The 20983-nt window shown below is 67.3% G+C and carries 20 protein-coding genes and 1 tRNA gene; 7 read left to right on the forward strand and 14 right to left on the reverse strand.

The features are described from left to right. Nucleotides 1-34 precede the first annotated feature (34 nt). The 5 genes from VES41_RS10845 to VES41_RS10865 all read right to left on the reverse strand — a co-directional run bounded on the left by VES41_RS10845 (nt 35) and on the right by VES41_RS10865 (nt 4701). Nucleotides 35-1945, reverse strand: a complete 1911-nt coding sequence (locus VES41_RS10845) for a SurA N-terminal domain-containing protein (RefSeq protein WP_324816517.1) — start codon at nt 1943-1945, stop codon at nt 35-37. 84 nt (nt 1946-2029) lie between these two features. Further along, nucleotides 2030-2105 (reverse strand) — tRNA-Val (locus VES41_RS10850). A gap of 20 nt (nt 2106-2125) precedes the next feature. Then, nucleotides 2126-2398, reverse strand: coding sequence for an HU family DNA-binding protein (locus tag VES41_RS10855; RefSeq protein ID WP_286661617.1), 273 nt, complete (start codon nt 2396-2398; stop codon nt 2126-2128). Nucleotides 2399-2710: 312 nt separating this feature from the next. Continuing rightward, nucleotides 2711-3808, reverse strand: coding sequence for a tartrate dehydrogenase (locus VES41_RS10860; protein ID WP_324816520.1), 1098 nt, complete (start codon nt 3806-3808; stop codon nt 2711-2713). Beyond that, on the reverse strand, nt 3805-4701 hold the full coding sequence (locus tag VES41_RS10865; protein WP_324816996.1) for an alpha/beta hydrolase: 897 nt from the start codon (nt 4699-4701) through the stop codon (nt 3805-3807). The genes VES41_RS10860 and VES41_RS10865 overlap by 4 nt, the downstream gene beginning before the upstream one ends. Before the next feature lie 71 nt (nt 4702-4772). On the opposite strand from VES41_RS10865, the gene VES41_RS10870 reads away from it, so the two are divergent. Further along, on the forward strand, nt 4773-5732 hold the full coding sequence (locus tag VES41_RS10870; RefSeq protein WP_414719105.1) for a LysR substrate-binding domain-containing protein: 960 nt from the start codon (nt 4773-4775) through the stop codon (nt 5730-5732). Between the two features lie 15 nt (nt 5733-5747). Here the strand turns inward: VES41_RS10870 and VES41_RS10875 are convergent, their stop codons facing one another. The 3 genes from VES41_RS10875 to uvrC form a co-directional block, all read right to left on the reverse strand. Next, complete coding sequence (locus VES41_RS10875; protein WP_324816522.1) at nt 5748-6644, reverse strand: DMT family transporter; 897 nt, start codon at nt 6642-6644, stop codon at nt 5748-5750. Next, nucleotides 6641-7207 carry a CDP-diacylglycerol--glycerol-3-phosphate 3-phosphatidyltransferase gene (gene pgsA / locus VES41_RS10880; RefSeq protein WP_324816523.1) on the reverse strand — a complete coding sequence of 189 codons (567 nt, stop codon included), beginning with the start codon at nt 7205-7207 and terminating at the stop codon, nt 6641-6643. The genes VES41_RS10875 and pgsA overlap by 4 nt, the downstream gene beginning before the upstream one ends. Nucleotides 7208-7299: 92 nt before the next feature. After that, the gene (uvrC, locus tag VES41_RS10885) at nt 7300-9234 is read right to left on the reverse strand and encodes an excinuclease ABC subunit UvrC (RefSeq protein WP_324816524.1); all 1935 of its coding nucleotides are present in this window, start codon (nt 9232-9234) and stop codon (nt 7300-7302) included. Between the two features lie 63 nt (nt 9235-9297). Between uvrC and earP the strand changes: the two genes are divergently transcribed. From earP to VES41_RS10900, 3 genes are all read left to right on the forward strand, one after another. Continuing rightward, the gene (gene earP / locus VES41_RS10890; RefSeq protein WP_324816526.1) at nt 9298-10395 is read left to right on the forward strand and encodes an elongation factor P maturation arginine rhamnosyltransferase EarP; all 1098 of its coding nucleotides are present in this window, start codon (nt 9298-9300) and stop codon (nt 10393-10395) included. Between the two features lie 192 nt (nt 10396-10587). Further along, nucleotides 10588-11142, forward strand: coding sequence for an elongation factor P (efp, locus tag VES41_RS10895; RefSeq protein WP_324816527.1), 555 nt, complete (start codon nt 10588-10590; stop codon nt 11140-11142). 163 nt (nt 11143-11305) lie between these two features. Further along, entirely contained in the window at nt 11306-12169 is an 864-nt protein-coding gene (locus VES41_RS10900) for a TIGR00730 family Rossman fold protein (RefSeq protein WP_324816528.1), read from the forward strand. On the opposite strand, the gene VES41_RS10905 is transcribed toward VES41_RS10900, so the two are convergent. The 5 genes from VES41_RS10905 to pncB form a co-directional block, all read right to left on the reverse strand. Next, entirely contained in the window at nt 12157-13350 is a 1194-nt protein-coding gene (locus tag VES41_RS10905; protein WP_324816530.1) for an MFS transporter, read from the reverse strand. The genes VES41_RS10900 and VES41_RS10905 overlap by 13 nt on opposite strands. Before the next feature lie 76 nt (nt 13351-13426). Continuing rightward, nucleotides 13427-14767: a DNA recombination protein RmuC gene (gene rmuC / locus VES41_RS10910; RefSeq protein ID WP_414719106.1), complete on the reverse strand. Its 1341-nt coding sequence runs from the start codon at nt 14765-14767 to the stop codon at nt 13427-13429. A gap of 331 nt (nt 14768-15098) precedes the next feature. Further along, on the reverse strand, nt 15099-16094 hold the full coding sequence (locus VES41_RS10915) for a D-glycerate dehydrogenase (RefSeq protein WP_324816533.1): 996 nt from the start codon (nt 16092-16094) through the stop codon (nt 15099-15101). A gap of 5 nt (nt 16095-16099) precedes the next feature. Continuing rightward, nucleotides 16100-17437 carry a sodium:proton antiporter gene (locus VES41_RS10920; protein ID WP_324816534.1) on the reverse strand — a complete coding sequence of 446 codons (1338 nt, stop codon included), beginning with the start codon at nt 17435-17437 and terminating at the stop codon, nt 16100-16102. An 18-nt stretch (nt 17438-17455) separates the two neighbouring features. Next, entirely contained in the window at nt 17456-18682 is a 1227-nt protein-coding gene (gene pncB, locus VES41_RS10925) for a nicotinate phosphoribosyltransferase (protein ID WP_324816536.1), read from the reverse strand. Between the two features lie 172 nt (nt 18683-18854). On the opposite strand from pncB, the gene VES41_RS10930 reads away from it, so the two are divergent. Together VES41_RS10930 and VES41_RS10935 are read left to right on the forward strand one after the other, a co-directional pair. Further along, nucleotides 18855-19076, forward strand: a complete 222-nt coding sequence (locus tag VES41_RS10930; RefSeq protein WP_324816537.1) for a CsbD family protein — start codon at nt 18855-18857, stop codon at nt 19074-19076. 49 nt (nt 19077-19125) lie between these two features. Beyond that, nucleotides 19126-19527: a hypothetical protein gene (locus VES41_RS10935; protein WP_324816538.1), complete on the forward strand. Its 402-nt coding sequence runs from the start codon at nt 19126-19128 to the stop codon at nt 19525-19527. A 50-nt stretch (nt 19528-19577) separates the two neighbouring features. Here VES41_RS10935 and VES41_RS10940 read toward each other — a convergent pair whose 3' ends face one another. After that, entirely contained in the window at nt 19578-20024 is a 447-nt protein-coding gene (locus VES41_RS10940) for a thioesterase family protein (protein WP_324816539.1), read from the reverse strand. A 263-nt stretch (nt 20025-20287) separates the two neighbouring features. Here VES41_RS10940 and VES41_RS10945 point away from each other — a divergent pair, with 263 nt between their 5' ends. After that, nucleotides 20288-20842, forward strand: coding sequence for a phasin family protein (locus VES41_RS10945; RefSeq protein ID WP_324816998.1), 555 nt, complete (start codon nt 20288-20290; stop codon nt 20840-20842). The last annotated feature ends 141 nt before the right edge of the window (nt 20843-20983 follow it).

A 20983-nucleotide genomic window follows, 5' to 3' on the forward strand; every position in this document is an offset into this window, starting at 1 on the left:
CCGCCGGTCCGCAAGGCCAACCAGCGGCGTTCGATCAACCGCCGAGCACGGCCTGCAGGGGCCTCGGCACCAGGATCTGCGCCTTGTAGCGCGCCTTGAGCAGGTTGTAGTAGGCCGCACTCTCGGCCTGCGCCACGACCTGCGCGAACTGCTGCTGCTCGGCCTGGGCAGCCTGCGCCGCCGGCGCTTCGCGCGGCACGGCCTTGTCGACCTTGACCACGACGTAGCCTTGCGCGCCCAGGTCCACGCCGACCCATGCCGGCAGCTTGCCCGCGTCTGCGCGCAGCGCGCCGTCGACCACCTGCGGCGGCTGGTTCTGCGCATCGGCGCGCGACAGCACCACCGGCGCCGCCAGGGTCGCGCCCTTCGGGTCGGCCTGCCATGCTGCCAGCTTGGCTTCACCTTCCTTGCGTGCCAGTTCGGCCGCTCGGCTGTCGACCAGCGACTTGCGCACCTGCGCCTTGACCTCGTCGAGGCTGCGCGTGCGCGCCGGCGCATACGCCGTGACGCGGCCGGCGGCCAGTTGGTTGGCTCCGACTTCGACGGCCTCGGTGTTGTTCTTGCGCTCGAGCGAGTCGGGCGCGAACAGTGCAGCCAGGAAGTTGCGGTTGGCGAGCGCGCCCTTGGCATCCGGGGCCGGCTGCCGGCTCACCTTGGCGGTCTGGATCTTGAGCTTGAACTTGTCCGCGGCCGGCTGGAGGCTGTCTGCCTGCTGATAGACGACGTCGTTGAAGCCCTCGGCCGCCTTGGCGAACTCGGTGACGGCCTGCTGCGTGCGCAGATCGCCCTCGATGCGGGCGCGCGCCTCCTCGAAGGTGGGCACCGACCCCGGCTTGATGTCGTCGAGCCGGATGATGTGATAGCCGAACTCGGTCTCCACGACCTTGGGATCGATCTCGCTCTTCTTGAGGGAGAACATGGCGTCCTCGAACGGCTTGACCATGGCGCCGCGCGCGACGAAGTCGAGGTCGCCGCCCTTTTCGGCCGAACCCGGGTCCTGCGAATTCTTGCGAGCCAGCTCGGCAAAGCTGTCGGGCTTGGCCAGCACCTGCTTGAGCAGATCTTCGGCCTTGGCCTTGGCTTGCTGGCGCTGGTCGGCGCTGGCACCTTCGGGCACGGTGATCAGGATGTGGCTGGCACGCCGCTCTTCCGGCTTGCCCATCCGGTCCTTGTTCTGCTCGTAGTAGGTGCGCAGGTCAGGCTCGTTCAGGGTGATGTCCTTCTTGACCGCATCCATGTCGAGCACGACGTACTGGATGGTCGCCTCTTCGGGCGCCTGGTACTGCGCGACATGTTCCTTGTAGTACGCCTCTATCTCGGCATCCGTCGGATTGACCTTGGACGCGAAATTCTCCGGCTTGAACTGCGCCAGCTGCACCTCGCGGCGCGCATATAGGCTGTCGAGGGTCGCGTCGGCCTGCGCCGTCGTCGCGAAGGCGCCGTTGCTCAGGCCGTCCAGCACCTGCTGGGTGGCCAGGGCCGCGCGCATGCCAGCCTCGTACTGCTGAGGCGTCTGCCCCGTCGCCCGCTGGAACCCTTCGCGGTCGAACTTGCCATCGGGCGTGCGGAACGAGGACAGCGCGGGTTCTGCGGCGTACAGGCGGGCCAGTTGATCCTCGGTGGTCGTCAGGTGTGCCTTGGCAGCCGCCATGTTCAGCACCTGCTCGCGCACCATGCGTTCGAGCGTCGCGTAGCGTGCGGCGTCCGAGTCGAGCATGGCGGCGTCGATGTTGGGCATGCGCTGGCGGATGCGGTCGACCTCGTTGCGATGGCGGAAGTCCCATTCCTGGCGCGTGATTTCGCGGCCGTCCACCTTGGCCACGGTCTCGCCGCGCTGGTTGCCGTCGAAGAACCGCTCGACGCCGAACAGCGCGAACGACGGAATGATGAGCAAGAACAAGATCCACATCGTGAACTTGCTGTACTTGCGGATGGATTCAAACATGCTCTTTCACTCGCTTTCGTGGCCCGCACGATCGATACGCAACAAAAAAGGCGAACATATTGTTCGCCTTGTTCGCCCGGGTGGTGGTGGGTGCTGAGGGGTTCGAACCCCCGACCTACGCCTTGTAAGGGCGCCGCTCTACCAACTGAGCTAAGCACCCCACCGAGAAGATCCGGAAATTCAGTTCAGCGCGTCCTTGAGGGCCTTGCCGGGACGGAACTTCGGAATCTTGGCGGCCTTGATTTTAATCGCAGCGCCGGTGCGTGGATTGCGGCCGGTGCGGGCGGCACGCTTTCCGACTGCGAAAGTGCCAAAACCGACGAGCGACACCGAGTTGCCTTTTTTCAGCGTGGTGCGAATCGCGCCGAGCGTGGACTCGAGGGCCCGGGTGGCGGCTGCCTTGGAGATATCTGCGTTCTTTGCGATGTGCTCAATCAGTTCAGTCTTGTTCACAAGGGCCCCTTGTCGAAATGGGTGTTGATCGGTTGATTCGTCGACTGCATGGCGAAGCCCCGTACGGCACTGCCGCCAGGGCGTCGGCGATGGAGGAGGAAATCAGGCAGGTCGGCAGCGCACTGCCGAAAGGGATTAAAGCCACTGGCCTACGGGGTGTCAATAAGACGGTGCCCCCTTCTCGGCCAGCCATGCCCACGATTCTAAGACGAGCTGCGGGGCCTCGTCTGCCGCCTGAAACGAGGCCCCGTGTGCGACTGTGACATGCGTCTCGCCGCGTCGTCTCATCCGGTCAACGGCGCAGCGACTGGCTCAAAGCGCCGCGGCGATCGCCCGGCCGAGGTCGCTCGTGCTGGCCTTGCCGCCGACGTCGGGCGTGCGCGGCGCGCCACTTTGGGGCGTGAGCACCTGCTCGATGGCCGCCAGGATTGCGTCGTGCGCGTCCTTGTGACCGAGGAACTCCAGCATCATCGCGCCGCACCAGATCTGCCCGATCGGGTTCGCGATGCCCTTGCCGGCGATGTCCGGCGCCGAACCGTGCACCGGCTCGAACAGCGAAGGATGCGTCCTGTCCGGATTGAGGTTGGCACTCGGCGCGATGCCGATCGTGCCGGTGCAGGCCGGCCCCAGGTCGGACAGGATGTCGCCGAACAAGTTGCTGGCCACCACCACGTCGAAGAAATCGGGGCGCTGCACGAAGTGCGCCGTGAGGATGTCGATGTGGAACTTGTCCAGCTTGACGCCCGGGTATTGCGCCGCCATCTCGGCCACGCGTTCGTCCCAGTACGGCATGGTGATCGCGATGCCATTGCTCTTGGTGGCGCTGGTCAGGTGCTTCTTCGGGCGAGACTGCGCGAGCTCGAAGGCGAACTTCAGGACACGGTCCACGCCCACGCGCGACATCACCGTCTCCTGCATCACGATCTCGCGCGAAGTCCCCGGGAACATGCGGCCACCGATGCTCGAGTATTCGCCCTCGGTGTTCTCGCGCACGATGTACATGTCGATCTCGCCGGGCTCGCGCGGCTTGCCGTCGCGGCGCACGACGGGGGCAATGATGCCCGGCATGAGCCGCGCCGGGCGCAGGTTGACGTACTGGTCGAACTCGCGCCGGAACAGCAGCAGCGAGCCCCAGAGCGACACATGGTCGGCGATCTTCTCGGGCCATCCGACGGCGCCGAAGTAGATCGCATCGTGGCCGCCCACCAGGTCCCGCCAGTTGTCGGGCATCATCTGGCCGTGCTTCTCGTAGTAGTCCCAACTCGAGAAGTCGAAGTGGTCGAAGGCCAGGTCGATGCCGAACTTGCGCGCGGCCGCGTCCAGCACGCGGATGCCCTCGGGCATGGTTTCCTTGCCGATGCCGTCGCCGGCGATGACGGCGATGCGCTTCTTGCTGTTGCTCTTGGTCATGACGTTGGGTCCTTGAAGAAAGTGAGGGCCTCGCGGGCCAGCGCCTCGGGCGCCTCCTCGGGAATGTAGTGGCCGCAGGGCAACGCCCCGCCGCTCACCGCGTTTGCGCGCTCGCGCCACAGCGCCAGCACGTCGAAACACCGGCCGACGATGCCGTGCGCGCCCCACAGGACGCGCAGCGGCTGGCCCAGCCGCATGCCGGCGGCAACATCCGCGCGGTCGTGGTCCAGGTCGATGCCGGCGGAGGCCCGATAGTCCTCGCACAGCGCCTGCGCCGCGCCCGGCAATGCCATGCAGCGCTCGTACTCGGCCAGCGCCTCGGGCGCGAACGGCGCCAGCCCGGCGTGGCGTCCGCCCATCACGCTGCGCACGTAGCGTGCAGGGTCGGATTCGATCAGTGCCTCCGGCAGCGGCGGCGGCTGGATCAAGAAGAACCAATGCCAGTACGCACGCGCGAATTCCTCGCCGGTGCCCTCGTACATGGCGAGCGTCGGCGCAATGTCGAGCAGCATCAGCCGATGCACTGCCGACGCATGATCGGCCGCCAGCCGGTGCGCAACGCGCGCTCCGCGATCATGGGCCAGAACGTCGAAGCGGTCGAATCCGAAATGCCGCATGGCCGCCAGCGCGTCCAGCGCCATCTCGCGCTTGCTGTAGGCGACATGTCGTTCGCCCGGGTCCGGACGGCCGGAATCGCCGTAGCCGCGCAGGTCGATCATCACCAGCGTGAAATGCGCGGCCAGCAGCGGTGCCACGCGGTGCCAGATCACATGCGTCTGCGGATGACCGTGCAGCAGCAGCAATGGCGCGCCCTGGCCGCCGCGGCGGCCGTGGATGCGCACGCCGTCGCGCTGCAGGTCGAAGGGAGTGAAATCGTCAAGCACGGCGGTGATTCTGCGTTGCGCGGCGCCTTCGATCAAGAAACAATACGCCAATCGACTATTTCCAAAATGGAATGAATTCCCTGGAACGCGCGGACCTCGACCTGGTGCTCAAGGTGCAGGCCGGCGGCAGCCTGGCCGCCGCGGCCGACGCGCTCGGCGTGGTCCCATCGGTCGTCACCAAGCGGCTGGCGGCGCTGGAGGCCCGCCTCGGGCAGCGCCTGTTCGAGCGCACGACCCGCAGCCTCGTGCTCACGCGCGAGGGCGAAGCGGTGTGCGCTCACGCACGCGGCCTGCTCGACGGGTTCGCCGCGCTCGAATCGGAACTCAGGGAGCGGCAACTGGGCCTGTCGGGCACCGTGAAGCTGGCTGCAACGCTCGGTTTCGGGCGGCAATGGGTCGGGCCTGCGCTGGCGGAGTTCCAGGCGGCGCATCCGCAACTGCGCATCGACCTGCGGCTTGGCGAGAAGTTGCCGGAACTGGCCGCCGAAGGCTTCGACGGTGCGGTCTGGCTGTGGTCGGTCCGCGCCCGCCATACAGCCGACTGGCGCACACGCCGGCTGGCGCGCAACCAGCGCGTGGTGGTGGCCGCGCCGGCGTATCTGAAGGCCCACGGCACGCCGCAGATCCCGTCCGACCTGGCCGACCACGCTTGCCTGCGCGTGCAGGAAAACGACGATGCGGGCCGCCCGACGCAGGCAGCCACGTTCTGGAGCCTGCGTCACGAGCGCGATGGCACGACCAGCCGCGTGCGCGTCGATGGCCCGCTGTCGAGCAATTCCGGCGAACTCGTGCGCGACTGGTGCCTGGCCGGCCATGGCCTGATGCTGCGCAGCCTGTGGGACGTCGCGCCGCACATGGCGGCCGGCCGGCTGGTGCGGGTGCTGCCCCAGCACGCCATGAACGATGCCGACATTCACTGGATCGCGCCGCACCAACCGCGTACGCCGCGCCGGGTACAGCTGCTGGCGGACGCGCTGGCTGCGCAGTTCAGGCAGGAACCGTGGAAGGCAGCGGCAAACGCCAAGGCCGCAACCCGATAGCAACGCCGTCCAGGCTCAGCCTTGTCGCTGTTCGCGCACCACCAGGCTCACGCCGATGGCGGTGACCGCGATGCCGGCCAGCGTCACCGCGGTGATCGGTTCGCCGAACAGCAGCCAGGCCATCAAGGCGGTGCACGGCGGCACCAGGTACAGCAGGCTGGTGACCGAAGTCGCGCTGCCGCGCTGGATCAGCAGGTAGAGCAGCGAACTGCCGCCCAGCGTCAGCGCCAGCACGGACCAGGCCATGGCTCCCAGCGAATGGGCATTCCACTGCATGGCGTCGGGCTCGAGCAGCGCAAACGGCAGGCTCACCACGAGCGCAGCCGCCAACTGCACCATGCTGGCGGTGCGCACGTCGCACGGCGCGACGAAGCGCTTCTGGTAGAGGGTGCCGGCGGTGATCGACAGCAACGCGAGCAGCGCCAGCGACATGCTCTCGGGCGTCACCTCGCCGCCCTGCCCCAGCTTGCGCCAGACCACCATCACCAAGCCGGCGAATCCCAGGCCCAGTCCGACCCATTGGCGCCGCGAAACCTGCCCGCCCCATGCCGAAAGCCAGATCGCCGTCAGCACCGGCTGGATGCTCACCAGCAGCGCCGCCAGGCCGGACCCCATGCCGACCTTCACCGCGCCCCACACGCCGCCCAGGTAGCCGGCCTGCATCAGGACGCCCGTGACGGCGAGATGCAACCACTGCGCACGCCGGCTCGGCCCCGGCACGCGCGCAACCGCGACCCAGGCGCCGAAGCACAGGAGAGAAAGCGCAAAACGCACGGCCAGGAACTTCATGGGCGGGGCATACGGCATGCCGTAGCGCGCGACGATGAAGCCCGTGCTCCAGATCAGGACGAAGATGCCCGGCATGGCACGCAGCCACACAGAAGGCGGCGCCGGCGCCGCGGCCGCGGTCATTGCGTGCGCGCCCGGATCTCGGGAATCGCCTTTTGCAGGTAGTACACCATCGACCAGACGGTGAGAACCGCCGCGGCCCAGATCAGCCACTGCCCCCACAGGCCGGTGTCGATCACGCCGAACAGCATGCCGTCGAACAGCAGGAAGGGAATGGCCACCATCTGCACGGTGGTCTTGACCTTGCCCAGCATGTGCACCGCCACGCTGCGTCCGGCGCCGATCTGCGCCATCCATTCGCGCAGGGCCGAGATGGCGATCTCGCGGCCGATGATGATCAGCGCGACGAACACGTTGGCGCGGTCCAGGTGCACCAGCACCAGCAGCGAAGCGCACACGAGGAACTTGTCGGCCACCGGGTCGAGGAAGGCGCCGAAGGCGGAGGTCTGGTTGAGCTTGCGTGCCAGATAGCCGTCCAGCCAGTCGGTGGCGGCGAACACGATGAACATGACCGTGGCGATCAGGTTGCGCATGGACGCGTCCAGCGGCAGGTAGAACACCCCGACGATCAGCGGAATCGCGACGATGCGCGTCCAGGTCATGATGGTGGGCAGTGTCCAGAACATGTCGGCGATTGTGGCATGCGGGGCGCAAGCATGCGGCGCGGCTGTCGCGGCGAGGGCTGCTCGCCGCACGCGCGCGCCGGCGAAACCGATGCTCAGTGCAGGGCCCGGTAGATTTCCTCGGCCAGTTCGAAGGCGATGCCGTCCACGGATGCCAGGTCTTCCACGCTGGCAGCCGCCACGCCGCGTATGCCGCCGAAACGCTGCAGCAGCCTGGCGCGGCGCTTGGGTCCGATGCCGGCGATGTCCTCGAGCTGGCTGCCGCCCACGCGCACCTTGGCCCGACGCGCGCGCATGCCGGTGATGGCGAAGCGGTGGGCCTCGTCGCGGATCTGCGCCACCAGCATCAGCGCGGCCGAGTCGCGCCCCAGGTAGACCTTGTCGCGTCCGTCGGCGAAAACGAGTTCCTCCAGTCCGACCTTGCGGCCTTCGCCCTTCTCGACGCCCACGATCTGCGACAGCGGCAGCCCCAGTTCGCTGAACACTTCGCGCGCCATCGACACCTGGCCCTTGCCGCCGTCGACGAGCACCAGGTCGGGCATGCGGGCGCCGGCGGTGCCGGGCCGGGCGTCGGCACCCGAGGCCTCGCCCGCGGCGGGCGCATCCACTTCGGCCGCCATCGCCTCCGCCAGCTTGCCGTAGCGCCGCGTGAGGACCTGCCGCATCGCCGCATAGTCGTCACCCGGCGTGATGCCCTCGATGTTGTAGCGTCGGTACTCGCGGTTCTGCATTGCATGGTGCTCGAACACCACACATGACGCCTGGGTCGCCTCGCCCGCCGTGTGGGAAATGTCGAAGCACTCGATGCGGAACGTGTCGAGGTCGTCCGGCACGATCTCCAGCGCCTCCACCAGCGCACGCGTGCGCGCCTGTTGCGAGCCCTCCTCGGCCAGCAGGCGGGCCAGCTGGATGTCCGCATTCTTCTGCGCCATCTCCAGCCACAGCCGGCGCTGCTCGCGCGGCTGGAACACCGCCGTCACGCGGCAGCCGGCCTGCTGCGACACGGCCTCGACCAGTTCGCGCGAGACCGGCTCGCCCAGCACCAGCGTCGGCGGCACCGGCACGTCGATGTAGTGTTGCGCGATGAAGGCTTCGAGCACCTGCTGCTCGATCGCTGCGTCAGGCAGCGCTTCGTCCTCGGCCTGCAGTACGGCCGCATCCTCCACGTGCACGGGAAAGTAGGCCCGGTCGCCGAGATGGCGGCCACCCCGCACCATCGCCAGGTTGACGCAGGCCTTGCCACCCTGGACCTTCACGGCGAGGATGTCGACGTCCTTGTCCGAAGTGCTCTCCACCGCCTGCTGGTGAAGCACGCGAGACAGCGCCGACATCTTGTTGCGCAGTTCGGCGGCCTGCTCGAACTCCAGCTTCTCGGCGTGCGCGGTCATCCTCGCCTCGAGCTGGCGCAGCACCAGCGGCGAATCGCCCAGCAGGAACGCCTCCGCGTCGGCCACGTCGGCGGCGTAGTCCTCCTTCGACACCAGGCCTACGCATGGGCCGCTGCAGCGCTTGATCTGGTAGAGCAGGCACGGACGCGTGCGGTTGCTGTAGACCGTGTCCTCGCAGGTGCGGATGCGAAACACCTTCTGCAGCAACTGGATGGACTCCTTCACCGCCCAGGCGCTCGGGTACGGTCCGAAGTAGCGGTGCCGCCGGTCGACCGCGCCGCGGTAGTACGCCATGCGCGGAAACTCGTGCGAGGCGATCTTCAGGTACGGATAGCTCTTGTCGTCGCGAAAAAGGATGTTGTAGCGCGGCTTGAGCGACTTGATGAGGTTGTTCTCGAGCAGCAGTGCCTCGGCCTCGCTGCGCACCACCGTCGTCTCCATGCGGGCGATCTTGCTCACCATGTGGCCGATGCGCGTGCCGCCATGGTTCTTCTGGAAGTAGCTCGACACCCGCTTCTTCAGGTTGCGCGCCTTGCCCACGTAGAGCACCCCGCCGGTCGCGTCGATGTAGCGGTACACCCCCGGCAGCGAAGGCAGACCCAGCGCCTGGGCAAGCAATGATTCCAGTTGACTTTCCGACATTTCAGGCAGGTAGCGGCCCGGGGCTCCCGGTGCTTCGTTCGCGGGGCGTAGAGTATCGCCGCCATGCGCTGGGATATTTTCTGCAAGGTCATCGACAACCACGGCGACGCCGGCGTCTGCTGGCGCCTGGCGCGGCAGTTGGCCGCCACCGGCGATCCGGTCCGCCTCTGGATGGACGATGCCTCGGCCCTGGCGTGGATGGCTCCGCTCGGCGCTCCGGGCGTAGACGTCCTGGCCTGGCGCGATGACGACGCCATCGATCCGGCCTTGCTGGCGCCCGCACAGGCGCCGGACGTGCTGATCGAGGCCTTCGGCTGCGAACCGGCGGCGCCGGTGGTGGCGCAGTTTGCCGACGCCGCGGCGCGCGGCGGCAGCCGGCGCCATTGGATCAATCTGGAATACCTCTCGGCAGAGCCCTATGTCGAGCGCCTGCATGGCCTGCCCTCGCCGGTCTTTCGCGGCCCGGGCGCCGGCCTGACCAAGCACTTCTTCTATCCGGGCTTCACGCCCGCCACCGGAGGTCTCCTGCGCGAGGACGGGCTGTCGACCGCGCGGCAAGCCTTCGATCGGGCCGCCTGGCTGCGCAGCCAGGGAATCGACTGGCGAGGCGAGCGGCTGGTCTGCCTGTTCTGCTACGAGCCCGATGGCCTTCCCGCCCTGCTCGACGCATGGCGTACCGGCCCGGAACCGACCCTGCTGCTGGTGACGCCGGGCCGGGCCGCGGCGGCGGTGAGGAACCTGCTGCCGGCATCCGAGGCGCAGGCCGGCCCCAGCGGCGCCCTTCGACTGCAATGGCTGCCCCACGTGCCGCAGGACGACTTCGACCGCCTCCTGTGGTCCTGCGACCTGAACTTCGTGCGCGGCGAGGATTCCCTGGTCCGTGCCATCTGGGCCGGCGCCGCGCTGGTCTGGCAGATCTATCCGCAGGACGACGACGCCCATCACGTGAAGCTCAATGCCTTTCTGGACTGGCTGGACGCGCCCGAACCGCTGCGTCGTTTCCATCACAGCTGGAATGGTTTTTCCGCGGACAGGCCCTGCTGGCCGGCGGCGCCGACCCTGGCCGAATGGAGGCGGGTCGTCGAGGCTGGACGCTCGGCATTGCAGGCGCAAGACGCGCTCGCCCAACGACTTTGCCGCTTCGTCGGCCGAAAAAGCTAAAATAGCTGGCTTTGCGGACGAAGGGGCGCGCTTGCAGCATGGGCTGCAGGCGATTGCCAAGACGCCTTCGCACCGCCGAACCCGCCGCGGGTCATGCGCGCCGGGCCGGGCAGCACCTTCCCTGGACGATGCTGCCGCGCGCCTTGCCGATGCGCCGAGCGGCACATCTGCACATCAGCCCAGAGACTCGCTATGAAAATCGCTCAAGAAATCCGCGCCGGCAACGTCATCATGCACGGCAAGGACCCGATGGTCGTCCTCAAGACCGAATACAGCCGCGGCGGCCGCAACTCCGCCACCGTGCGCATGAAGCTCAAGAGCCTGATCGCCAACTTCAACACCGAAGTGGTCTTCAAGGCCGACGACAAGATCGACCAGATCGTGCTGGACAAGAAGGAGTGCACCTACTCCTACTTCGCCGACCCGATGTACGTGTGCATGGACGCCGAGTTCAACCAGTACGAGGTCGAAGCCGAGAACATGGGCGACGCCCTGAACTACTTGGAAGACGGCATGCCGGTCGAGGTCGTGTTCTACGAAGGCAAGGCGATCTCGGTCGAACTGCCCACCAGCGTCGAGCGCGAAATCACCTGGACCGAACCGGCCGTCAAGGGCGACACGTCGGGCAAGGTGCTCAAGCCGGCCAAGATCTCCACCGGTTTCGAAGTCCCCGTGCCGCTGTTCGTCAGCCAGGGCGACCGCATCGAAGTCGACACGCGCACCGGCGAATACCGCAAGCGCGTCTGATAGCCTTGCCCCAACCGCTGCCCGCATGCCGCGCCAACGCCAGGCGCGCGGCGGGCTCGAAGCTCCCGCGGGAGCTTTTCTTTTTGGGCGAGCGGCCCGATTCGTGCGTCACGGCGGGCGGCATGGCCGTCGCACTCGCCGACGGCGCCATCAGGAGGACACCATGAACGACAAGCACAACATCCACGACAAGCGCCTGGCCGACGCCTGGGCCACCTTGCAGGCGCACGCCGACAAGGGCCTGCCGCTCGACAACGACCCCTCGCGCCTGGCGTTTGCCGACCCCGAGTTCCTGCTGCGCCGCGAGACCCGCGGACTGCGCATGCAACTCGAACTGATGAAGCCCGATCTGGAAATGCGCGCCCATGGCATCGAGAACACGATCGTCGTGTTCGGCAGCGCGCGCTTTCGCAGCCAGGAGGAGTCCGGCGCCCTGATCGCCCAGGCCGAGGCCGCGGGCGACGCGTCGGCGGCGCAGCGGTGGAAGCGCCTCGCGCGCGGCAGCCACTACTACGAGCAGGCGCGCGCCTTCGGCGCCATGGTGGCGCGCTACAGCCATGACAAGGACCCGGAGGACAAGCTCTTCGTGTGCACCGGCGGCGGTCCCGGCATCATGCAGGCGGCCAACCGCGGCGCGTACGAGGCCGGCGGCCTCAGCGTCGGCCTGTCGATCGCGTTGCCGATGGAGGAACAGCCCAACCCCTACGTCACCCCGGCGCTGAGCTTCAAGTTCCACTACTTCGCCATCCGCAAGATGCATTTCATGATGCGGGCCAAGGCACTGGTGGCATTCCCCGGAGGCTTCGGCACGCTGGACGAACTGTTCGAGGTGATGACGCTGGTGCAGACCCGCAAGTCCAAGCAGGTGCCGATCGTCCTGTTCGGCGCCGACTACTGGCGCCGGCTGATCGACTTCGACTTCCTCGTCGAGGAAGGCGTGATCTCGCCCGACGACGTCAAGCTGTTCGAATACGTCGACACCACGCAGGACGCGTGGGACGCCATCAGCCGCTTCTACAAGTTGTGATCGGCGCCTGACGCGGGCGGCGGCGCGGTCAGGCCGCGCACCGCCGGCGTTCCCAGGGCCACGACGGTGCCCACCACCCAGAACAGGCCGGCCACGCCGATCAGGGCCCCGGCGGCGCCGAACAGCATCGGCATCGCCACGCTGGAGGCGTTGAGGGTCATCACGCGCAGCGCCAGCGCTTCGCCGTAGCGCGCCGCCGGCGTGATCTGGTGCAGCATGCTCATGACCATCGGCTGCACCGCGCCCAGGGCTATGCCCAGCATCACCGAGCACAGGCCCATGCCCCACGCCCCCGGCATCAGCGGATAGGCCGCGAACACAGCGGCAGTCACGACGTTCGCCGCGACGATCACCTGCCGCTCCGTCCAGCGCCGGGCGAGCGTCGGCAGCAGCACCCGGATGCCGGCCGCCGCGACGGCAAACGCCCCGAGCAGGGTGCCGATGACGGAGGCACTGAGTCCGCGCTCGTGACCCAGCAGCGGCAGGACGAACGTATGCACGTCCCACGAGGCCGATTGCAGCCAGTTGATGAACAGCAGGCGCCGGAACATCGGCGCGGCCAGCAGGTCGAGGGCACGCGGCCTGGCCCCGCCCTCCGGCGCCGCCGTGCCAGGCGAGTCCTTGGCGCCCCGGGCCAGTGCCCAGCATGCCAGCGGCAGCAGCGCCATCGCACCCAGGGCGACGCGAAATCCGAGCGTGTCGCCCGCCGAGCGTCCGGCGTGGTCGATCAGCAGGCCGGCGCTGAAGGGGCCGATGAAATTGGCCGCCGCCGGCGCGATCGCCAGCCAGCTGAAGACCTTGCGCAGTTCTGCCGGACCGCTGACCGAGTGACCCACGTGGCGCTGCAGGGCGATGATCGCCACGCCGGTCGCGCCGCCCGTCAGCAGCGCCGCCAGGCACAGCGCCGGAAAACCCGGCAACAAGGCCGCCACGGCTGCACCCGAGCAAGCAGCGCCCACGGCGATGCCGAGCGGACGCTTGAGGCCATGGCGGTCCGCGAAGCGCCCGGCCGGCAGCGCCAGGAACACTTGCGTCAGCGCGAACAATGACAGGAGCACCCCGACCGCCGCAGCGCTGTAGCCCAGTTGCAGGGCCAGCAGCGGCGCCGCCATGCGGGTGCCGGTCATCGCCGCATGCAGGCAGACCTGCGCGAGGATCAGGCGCAGCAGCTCGGGTGACATCAGGCGGCAGGCGGTGCGAAGCCGGCCATCACGGGACGCCGGGCCCGGGTGCGCCGGCTGGCACCTTCCGAAAGGGTCATGCCTCCTCGTCGTCGCCGGCGTCGGAGGCCGGCGCTTCCAGGCCCGGCAGCAGGTCCTGGGACTGCGGCTCCGGCAGCGCCTCGACCTCGCGCAGCTTGCGGCTCAACACGTTGGTGCGCGTCTGCGCCTTGTCCAGCGTGTTGAGCACCGTCTGCGTCTGGCGCCGCACGTCCGCCAGCACGCCGCCGAACTTGAGAAACTCGGACTTGACCGCTCCCAGCACCTGCCAGACTTCGCTGCTTCGCTTTTCGAGGGCCAGCGTGCGAAAGCCCATCTGCAGCGAATTGAGCATCGCCAGCAGCGTGGTCGGGCCGGCCAGCGTCACCCGGTGCTCGCGCTGCAAGGCTTCGATCAGGCCGGGACGGCGCAATACCTCGGCATAGAGTCCTTCGGTGGGAAGGAAAAGAATGGCGAAGTCGGTGGTGTGCGGCGGCTCGATGTATTTCTCTGCCAGCCCGCGCGCCTCCAGCCGGATGCGCGTCTCGAGGGCCTTGGCGGCGATGGCTGCGCCCTCCACGTCGGCGCGCTGCTGGGCGTCGAGCAGGCGCTCGTAGTCCTCGTTTGGAAACTTCGCGTCGATCGGCAGCCACACCGGGCGGCCGTCGTCGCCGCGTCCGGGCAGGCGAATGGCGAAGTCCACCACGGCGCGCGAGCCGGGCCGCGTGGACACCTGCTCGGCATATTGCTCGGGCGCCAGCACCTGCTCCAGTAGCGCTGCCAGTTGCGCCTCGCCGAACATGCCGCGCGTCTTGACGTTGGTCAGCAGGTGCTTGAGGTCGCCCACGCCCTGCGCCAGCGTCTGCATCTCGCCCAGGCCGCGATAAACCTGCTCCAGCCGCTCGGCCACCTGCCGGAAGCTTTCGCCCAGGCGCGCCTCCAGCGTGGATTGCAGCTTCTGGTCGACCACCTGGCGCATTTCGTCCAGCTTGGTGGCGTTGCTTGCCTGCAGTTGGGCCAGCTGCGTTTCCATGGTTGCGCGCACCTCGGCGATGCGCCGGGCGTTCGATTCGCCCAGGCTCTGCAACTGGCTGACCAGCGCCTGCGCCAGCGATTCGCGCAAGGCCTCCATCTGGCGGGCGAAGGCATCCAGGCGCTCGCCCTGGACGCGGGCCGCGTCGGCGCCCTGCTGGACCAGCGCGCTCTGGAAGCTGGCCAGGCCCACGCCCTGCTCGCGCCGGGCCGCCGAGGTCGACTGCGTCACCTCGTCCAACTTCGTGGCATGGGCCTGGTGCAACGCGCCGAGTTGCGCTTCCATGGTGCTGCGCACCTCCGAGAGGCGGCGCGAGTTGGCTTCGATCAGGTCCTGCAACTGCGTGTGCAGCGTGTCGGCCAGCATCTTCTGCAGGTTGGCCAACTGGTGCGCGAAGGCGTCGATCTGCGCGTTCTGGGTGCGCGTGGCTTCAGCGCCCTGGGCCAGGATGGCCTGCTGGAAGTGCGCCAGCGCCTGCGTGTGCTCCTGGCGGCTGCCGCGGGCACTGTCGGCGATCTCGTGACGCAGTTCGCGCTGAGTCCGGTCGGCCTGCGCGGCAATGGCCTGCAGCAGTTCGTGATGGTCCGGCGCCGGCGGCTTGCGCAACAGCAGCCACACCAGCAGGGCGAGATTCAGCACGGCCAGGGCGCCCAGGCCGGCGAGGATCCAGAGAATGTCCAATTGCGTCTGCCGAGGCTCAGGGGTTCGCGGACGCGCCGATGACCGACGGGTTCAGCGGCGTCAGCGCCTCGCCCCGGGTGAGATAGGCGATCAGGTTGTCCGCCGCCAGGTCGGCCATGGCGCGCCGGGTCGGCACGGTGGCGCTGGCGATGTGCGGCGTCAACACCACGTTGGGGACTTCGAGCAGGCCCGGGTGGACCTTCGGCTCGCCTTCGAAGACGTCCAGTCCGGCGGCCGCGATGCGCTTGTCCTTGAGAGCCTGGGCCAGCGCGGCGTCGTCCACGATGCCGCCGCGGGCGATGTTGACAAGGGTGGCGGTGGGCTTCATCAGCGCCAGCTCCGCCGCGCCGATGGTGTGGTGCGAAGCGGCGCTGTAAGGCACCACCAGCACGACGTGGTCGGCCGTGCGCAGCAGTTCTTCCTTGCTCGCGTAGGTCGCGCCGCACCGGGCCTCGAGGTCGGGGGCCAGGCGCGAACGGTTGTGATAGATCACCTTCATGCCGAAGCCCAGGGCGCCGCGCCGGGCGATGGCCTGGCCGATGCGCCCCATGCCGATGATGCCCATCGTGCTGCCGTGGACGTCGCTGCCAGCGAACATGTCGTAGCGCCACTTCTTCCATTCGCCGCGGCGCAGGGAATGCTCGCTCTCGCAGATGCGCCGGGCCGTGGCCATGAGCAGCGCGAAGCCGAAGTCGGCCGTGGTCTCGGTCAGGACGTCCGGGGCGTTGGTGGCCAGCACGCCGCGGGCCGTCATCGCGTCGACGTCGAAGTTGTTGTAGCCCACCGCCATGTTGGCGCAGATCTTCAGTTGCGGGCAGGCCGCCAATAGCGCAGCGTCGATGCGCTCGGTGCCGGTGGTGAAGGCGCCGGACTTGTCCTTGAGCCGGGCGGCCAGTTCGGCCGGGCCCCAGTCCGCGTCGGACTGGTTGGCCTCGACCTCGAAATGCTGTTCCAGCTTGGCCAGGGTTTCCGGGAATACGGCGCGGGCAACGAGGATCTTGGCTCGGGTCATGGCGTTCAGATGAAGAAGATGTAGGTCTGGATGGCGAACAGCGGCAGCAGGATGCACATCGACCACAGCATGTAGCCGAAGAAGCTGGGCATGCGCACGTTGCGGTCTTCGGCGATCGCCTTGACCATCAGGTTCGGCGCATTGCCGATGTAGCTGTTGGCCCCCATGAACACCGCGCCGGCCGAGATTGCGGCCAGGGTGGCGGCATGGGTGGTCATCAGCACGGCCGCGTCGCCGCCGGCGCTGTTGAAGAACACCAGGTAGGTCGGCGCGTTGTCGAGGAACGAGCTGAGGACACCGGTCGCCCAGAAGTACATGGCGGGGTTGGGCGAGCCGTCGGGCCGCGTCACCGCGCTCACGATGGCGCCGAACGGCCCGTCGACGCCGGCGCGCAGCATGGCGATGACGGGCACGATGGTCAGGAAGATGCCGGCGAACAGCTTGGCGACCTCGACCATCGGGCCCCAGCTGTACTGGTTGGCGTCGTGCACGCGCTGCGGCGTGATCCACAGCGAAACGAACACGATGACGATCAGGCCGACGTCGCGCACCAGGCCGGGAAGGTCCATCGGCGTGCCGTAGACGTCGATCGTCACCGGCGACTTCCAGATGCCGCTGAGCAAGACCAGCCCCACCACCGCCAGCAGCAGGATGAAGTTGGCAGAGCCGTCGAATCCGAGCCGCTGCGTGTCGGGCGTCGGGTCGACCGGCAGCACGCCTTCCTTGCGATAGAAGTAGCTGTCCATCAGCCAGAAGATCACCAGCAGCGCCCCCACGATGAACAGCGTCTCGGGGAAGATGTGCTTGGCCGTCCAGAAGAACTCGACGCCCTTGAGGAAGCCCAGGAACAGCGGCGGATCACCCAGCGGCGTGAGCGAGCCACCGACGTTCGAGACGATGAAGATGAAGAAGATCACCACGTGCGCCTTGTGCTGGCGGTTGTCGTTGGCGCGGATGAGCGGGCGGATCAGAAGCATCGACGCGCCGGTCGTGCCCATCAACGAGGCCAGCACCGCGCCGATTGCCAGCAGCCCCGTGTTCAGCGCCGGGCTGCCGTGCAGGTTGCCGCGGATGTAGATGCCGCCGGCCACCGTGAACAGGGCCGTCAGCAGCAGGATGAACGGCAGGTACTCGGCCACGAGCACGTGCACCAGTTCGTGCACCGTCTCGGAGGCGCCGAAGCTCGTCGCGAAAGGCACCAGGAAGGCCAGGGCCCAGGCGGCCGCCACCTTGCCGTAGTGGTGGTGCCAGAACCGCGGCGCCAGCAGCGGCAGGACGGCGATGGAAAGAAGCAGGCCGGCAAATGGCACGCCCCACAGGGGCGACAGGGAGTCTCCGTTCATTGAGTATTTTTCTCGTTCTCAGGAAGGTTGGGCAATGTCGAAGACCTGGCGCAGATAGCCCAGGTATCGCTCGTCCTCGCACATGTTCTTCGACGGGGTGTCCGACAGCTTCGCCACCGGCTGGTCGTTGCAGCGGATCATCTTGATGACGATCTGCAGCGGCTCGTAGCCCAGGTCGTTGGTCAGGTTGGTGCCGATGCCGAACGCGAGCTGGCAGCGACCCCGGAAGCGCTCGTACAGCTCGATGGTACGCGGTACCGTGAGCGCGTCGCTGAATATGAGTGTCTTGGTGCGCGGATCGACCCGGTTGGCGGCGTAGTGCGCCAGCATGCGCTCGCCCCACTGGAAAGGATCGCCGCTGTCGTGGCGCGCGCCATCGAAGAGCTTGCAGAAATACATGTCGAAGTCGCGCAGGAAGGCGGTCATGCCATAGACGTCGGACAAGGCGATGCCCAGGTCGCCGCGGTACTCGCGGGCCCAGCATTCGAAGCCGAAGACCTGGCTGTCGCGCAGGCGCGGGCCCAGCGACTGGCACGCCTGCAGGTATTCGTGCGCCATCGTGCCTAGCGGGATCAGGCCGAGCTTCATGGCGAACAGCACGTTGCTGGTGCCGGCGAATTGCGGCGGGCGCTGCGCCGGAGCCGGCGCCGTGCTGGTGGGCCCGGGGGGATGGACGGCCCCAAGGCGCGCCATGAGCGTGCGCAGCACCTCCTCGTGCCAGACCTTCGAGAAGCGCCGGCGGGTGCCGTAGTCGGCGATCTTCAGGTCGGACAGACCGTCGCCGGCAAGCAAGGCCATCTTTTCCTCGAGCCGGCGGCGCCCTTCTGCCAGGTTTGGCTGCGGCTGGGTGTTGCGGAAGTACACCTCGTTGACGATGGCCAGCACCGGGATCTCGAAAAGGATGGTGTGCAGCCATGGCCCCTCGATCCGGATCTCGAGCTCGCCCGAAGGCTGCGGCGAGATGCTGATGTACTTTTCGTTGAGCTGGAACAGGCCCAGGAAGTCGACGAAGTCGCTCTTGATGAAGCGCATCGAGCGCAGGTAGGCCAGTTCCGGCTCCTTGAACCGCAACTGGCACAGCGCCCGAAGTTCGTCGCGGATCTGCCCGGCGAAGCGCGCCAGGTCCACGCCCGGGTTGCGGCACTTGAACCGGTATTCCACGCGCGCCCCGGGGAATCGATGCAGCACCACCTGCATCATCGTGAACTTGTACAGGTCGGTGTCGAGCAGGCTCTGAATGATCATCTTCGAAGGCGAAGTCTCGCGAGGTCGTGCGCCCGATTATCACGGTCCGCGTCGGTGGGTGCCTACGGGTGCTGCCCTGGCGGTCCTACCGGCGTGGCGCAGCCCGGCGCCTACAGTTTCCTCACGCCGGCAGACAACGCCGATCCGATCATTCAACGCAAGGAGATCCGTCATGAACAAGGACACCATGGAAGGCAACTGGAAACAGATCAAGGGCAAGGTTCGCGAGCAATGGGGCAAGCTGACCGACGACGACTTCGACGTCATCGCCGGCAAGCGCGACCAGCTGCTTGGCCGCATCCAGGAACGCCACGGCATCAGTCGCGACGAAGCCGAGCGCCAAGTCAAGGACTGGGAATCGCGCAACCCCGACTACCGCTTCGAAACCTACTGAGCTACGCGGCTCGCCAGCGCGCCCCCACCCAGAATAAGGAATTGTGTCTATGAAAAAGCATTTGCTGACGATTGCGCTCGTCTCCTGTTTTGCCGCCGCACAGGCCGGCGCCATGACCCAGGACGAATACAAGGTCTCCAAGGAACGGGTCGAGGCGGACTACAAGGTCGACAAGGCCAAATGTGAAACGCTGGACGGCAATGCCAAGGACGTCTGCATGAAGCAGGCGCAGGGCAAGGAAAAGATCGCCAAGGCCGAGCTGGAGCAGCAGTACAAGCCCAGCAACGACCACGCCCGCGAGGCCGAACAGACGAAGGTCGATGTGGCCTACAACATCGCCATGGAAAAGTGCGAAGACCAGAAGGGTGATGCCAAGAATGCCTGTGAAAAGCAGGCTGAAGCCGACAAGGCTCGTGGCAAGGTCCAGGTCGATGCCATGAAGAAGATGTAAGGGCCCTGCCCTCGCAGAGCCGGCCGCCCCTCACGGGCAGGCCGGCTTTTTCATGTTCGGGGCGTGCGCAGCGAGTCGGCCACGCCGCGCAGCGCCGCGGGCAGCGGCACCGGCCGCTGGGTGGCCCGGTCGACGTAGACATGGACGAAATGTCCTTGAGCAGCCGCCGCCCCCGACCCTTCGGCAAACAGGCCGACCTCGTAACGGATGCTGGAACTGCCCAGGTGCGCCACCCGGATGCCGGCCTGGACCGTCTGCGGGAATGCCAGCGGCTCGAAGTAATTGCATTGGGTCTCGACGACGAACCCGACCACGGCGCCCTGGTGGATATCCAGCGCGCCCTGCTCGATCAGGTGGGCGTTCACGGCGGTGTCGAACCAGCTGTAGTAGACGACGTTGTTGACGTGGCCGTAGACGTCGTTGTCCATCCAGCGAGTCGAGATGTCCCGGAATACCCGGTAATGGCTGCGTGGATTCGGGCTGGGGCGGCTGCTCATGGCGGGGCATTCTGCCAGCGGCGCAAGCGCTCGCCGCCAGTCGCCCGGAGATGCGCCCGCCCCTCTGGCACACGCCCGACCGGGGCGCCTCGAAAAGACCGGATACTATTTTTGCTGCAATGCAGCAAAAATCGCTTGCCCCGGCCGCCGGCTTGTCGCATACTTCGTTCCATGCTGCACCGCAACATAAGTTGAGTGGGCTGCAGCTGATACCAGCCGATAGCGAACCGACCACCACCACCCGACCATCTGGAGCATTGCACATGGCCCTGACCGCTGACCAACTCGTCGCCGCCCAAAAAGCCAATCTGGAAACCCTTTTCGGCCTGACCTCCAAGGCCTTCGAAGGCGTTGAAAAGATCATCGAACTGAACGTCACGGCGTCCAAGGCCGCACTGACCGAAGCCGCCGGCACCGCCCAGGCCGCCCTGGAAGTCAAGGACGTGCAAGAGTTCCTGGCCCTGCAAGCAAGCCTGCTGCAGCCGCTGGCCGAAAAGACCGCCGCCTACGGCCGTCACCTGTACGACATCGCCCAAGGCACCGGCGCCGAGTTCGGCAAGGCCTTCGAGGCCAAGGCCACCGAAGGCCAGCAGACCATCGTCAGCCTGATCGACAGCGCCTCCAAGAACGCCCCGGCTGGCTCCGAAACCGCCGTCGCCGTGCTCAAGAGCGCCGTGGCTGCCGCCAACAACGCCTTCGAGTCGGTGCAAAAGGCCGTCAAGCAGGCATCGGACGTCGCCGAAGCCAATTTCGCTGCAGTCTCGGCCTCCGCCGTCAACGCAGCCAAGACGACCGCCACGGCTTCGCGCAAGCGCTGACCGACACCGCACGACCGGCGCGTCACCGTGCCGGGGTGCCACAAGTTGTCTCCTTGGGTCCCTCGGGATCCAATTGAGCCCCGCCCTCGGACGGGGCTCTTTTTTTTGTACCGTTAGGATCGGTGCCGCTTTCCGTTCTCC

This window comes from Variovorax sp., from assembly GCF_035634955.1.
Taxonomy (GTDB): domain Bacteria; phylum Pseudomonadota; class Gammaproteobacteria; order Burkholderiales; family Burkholderiaceae_C; genus Variovorax.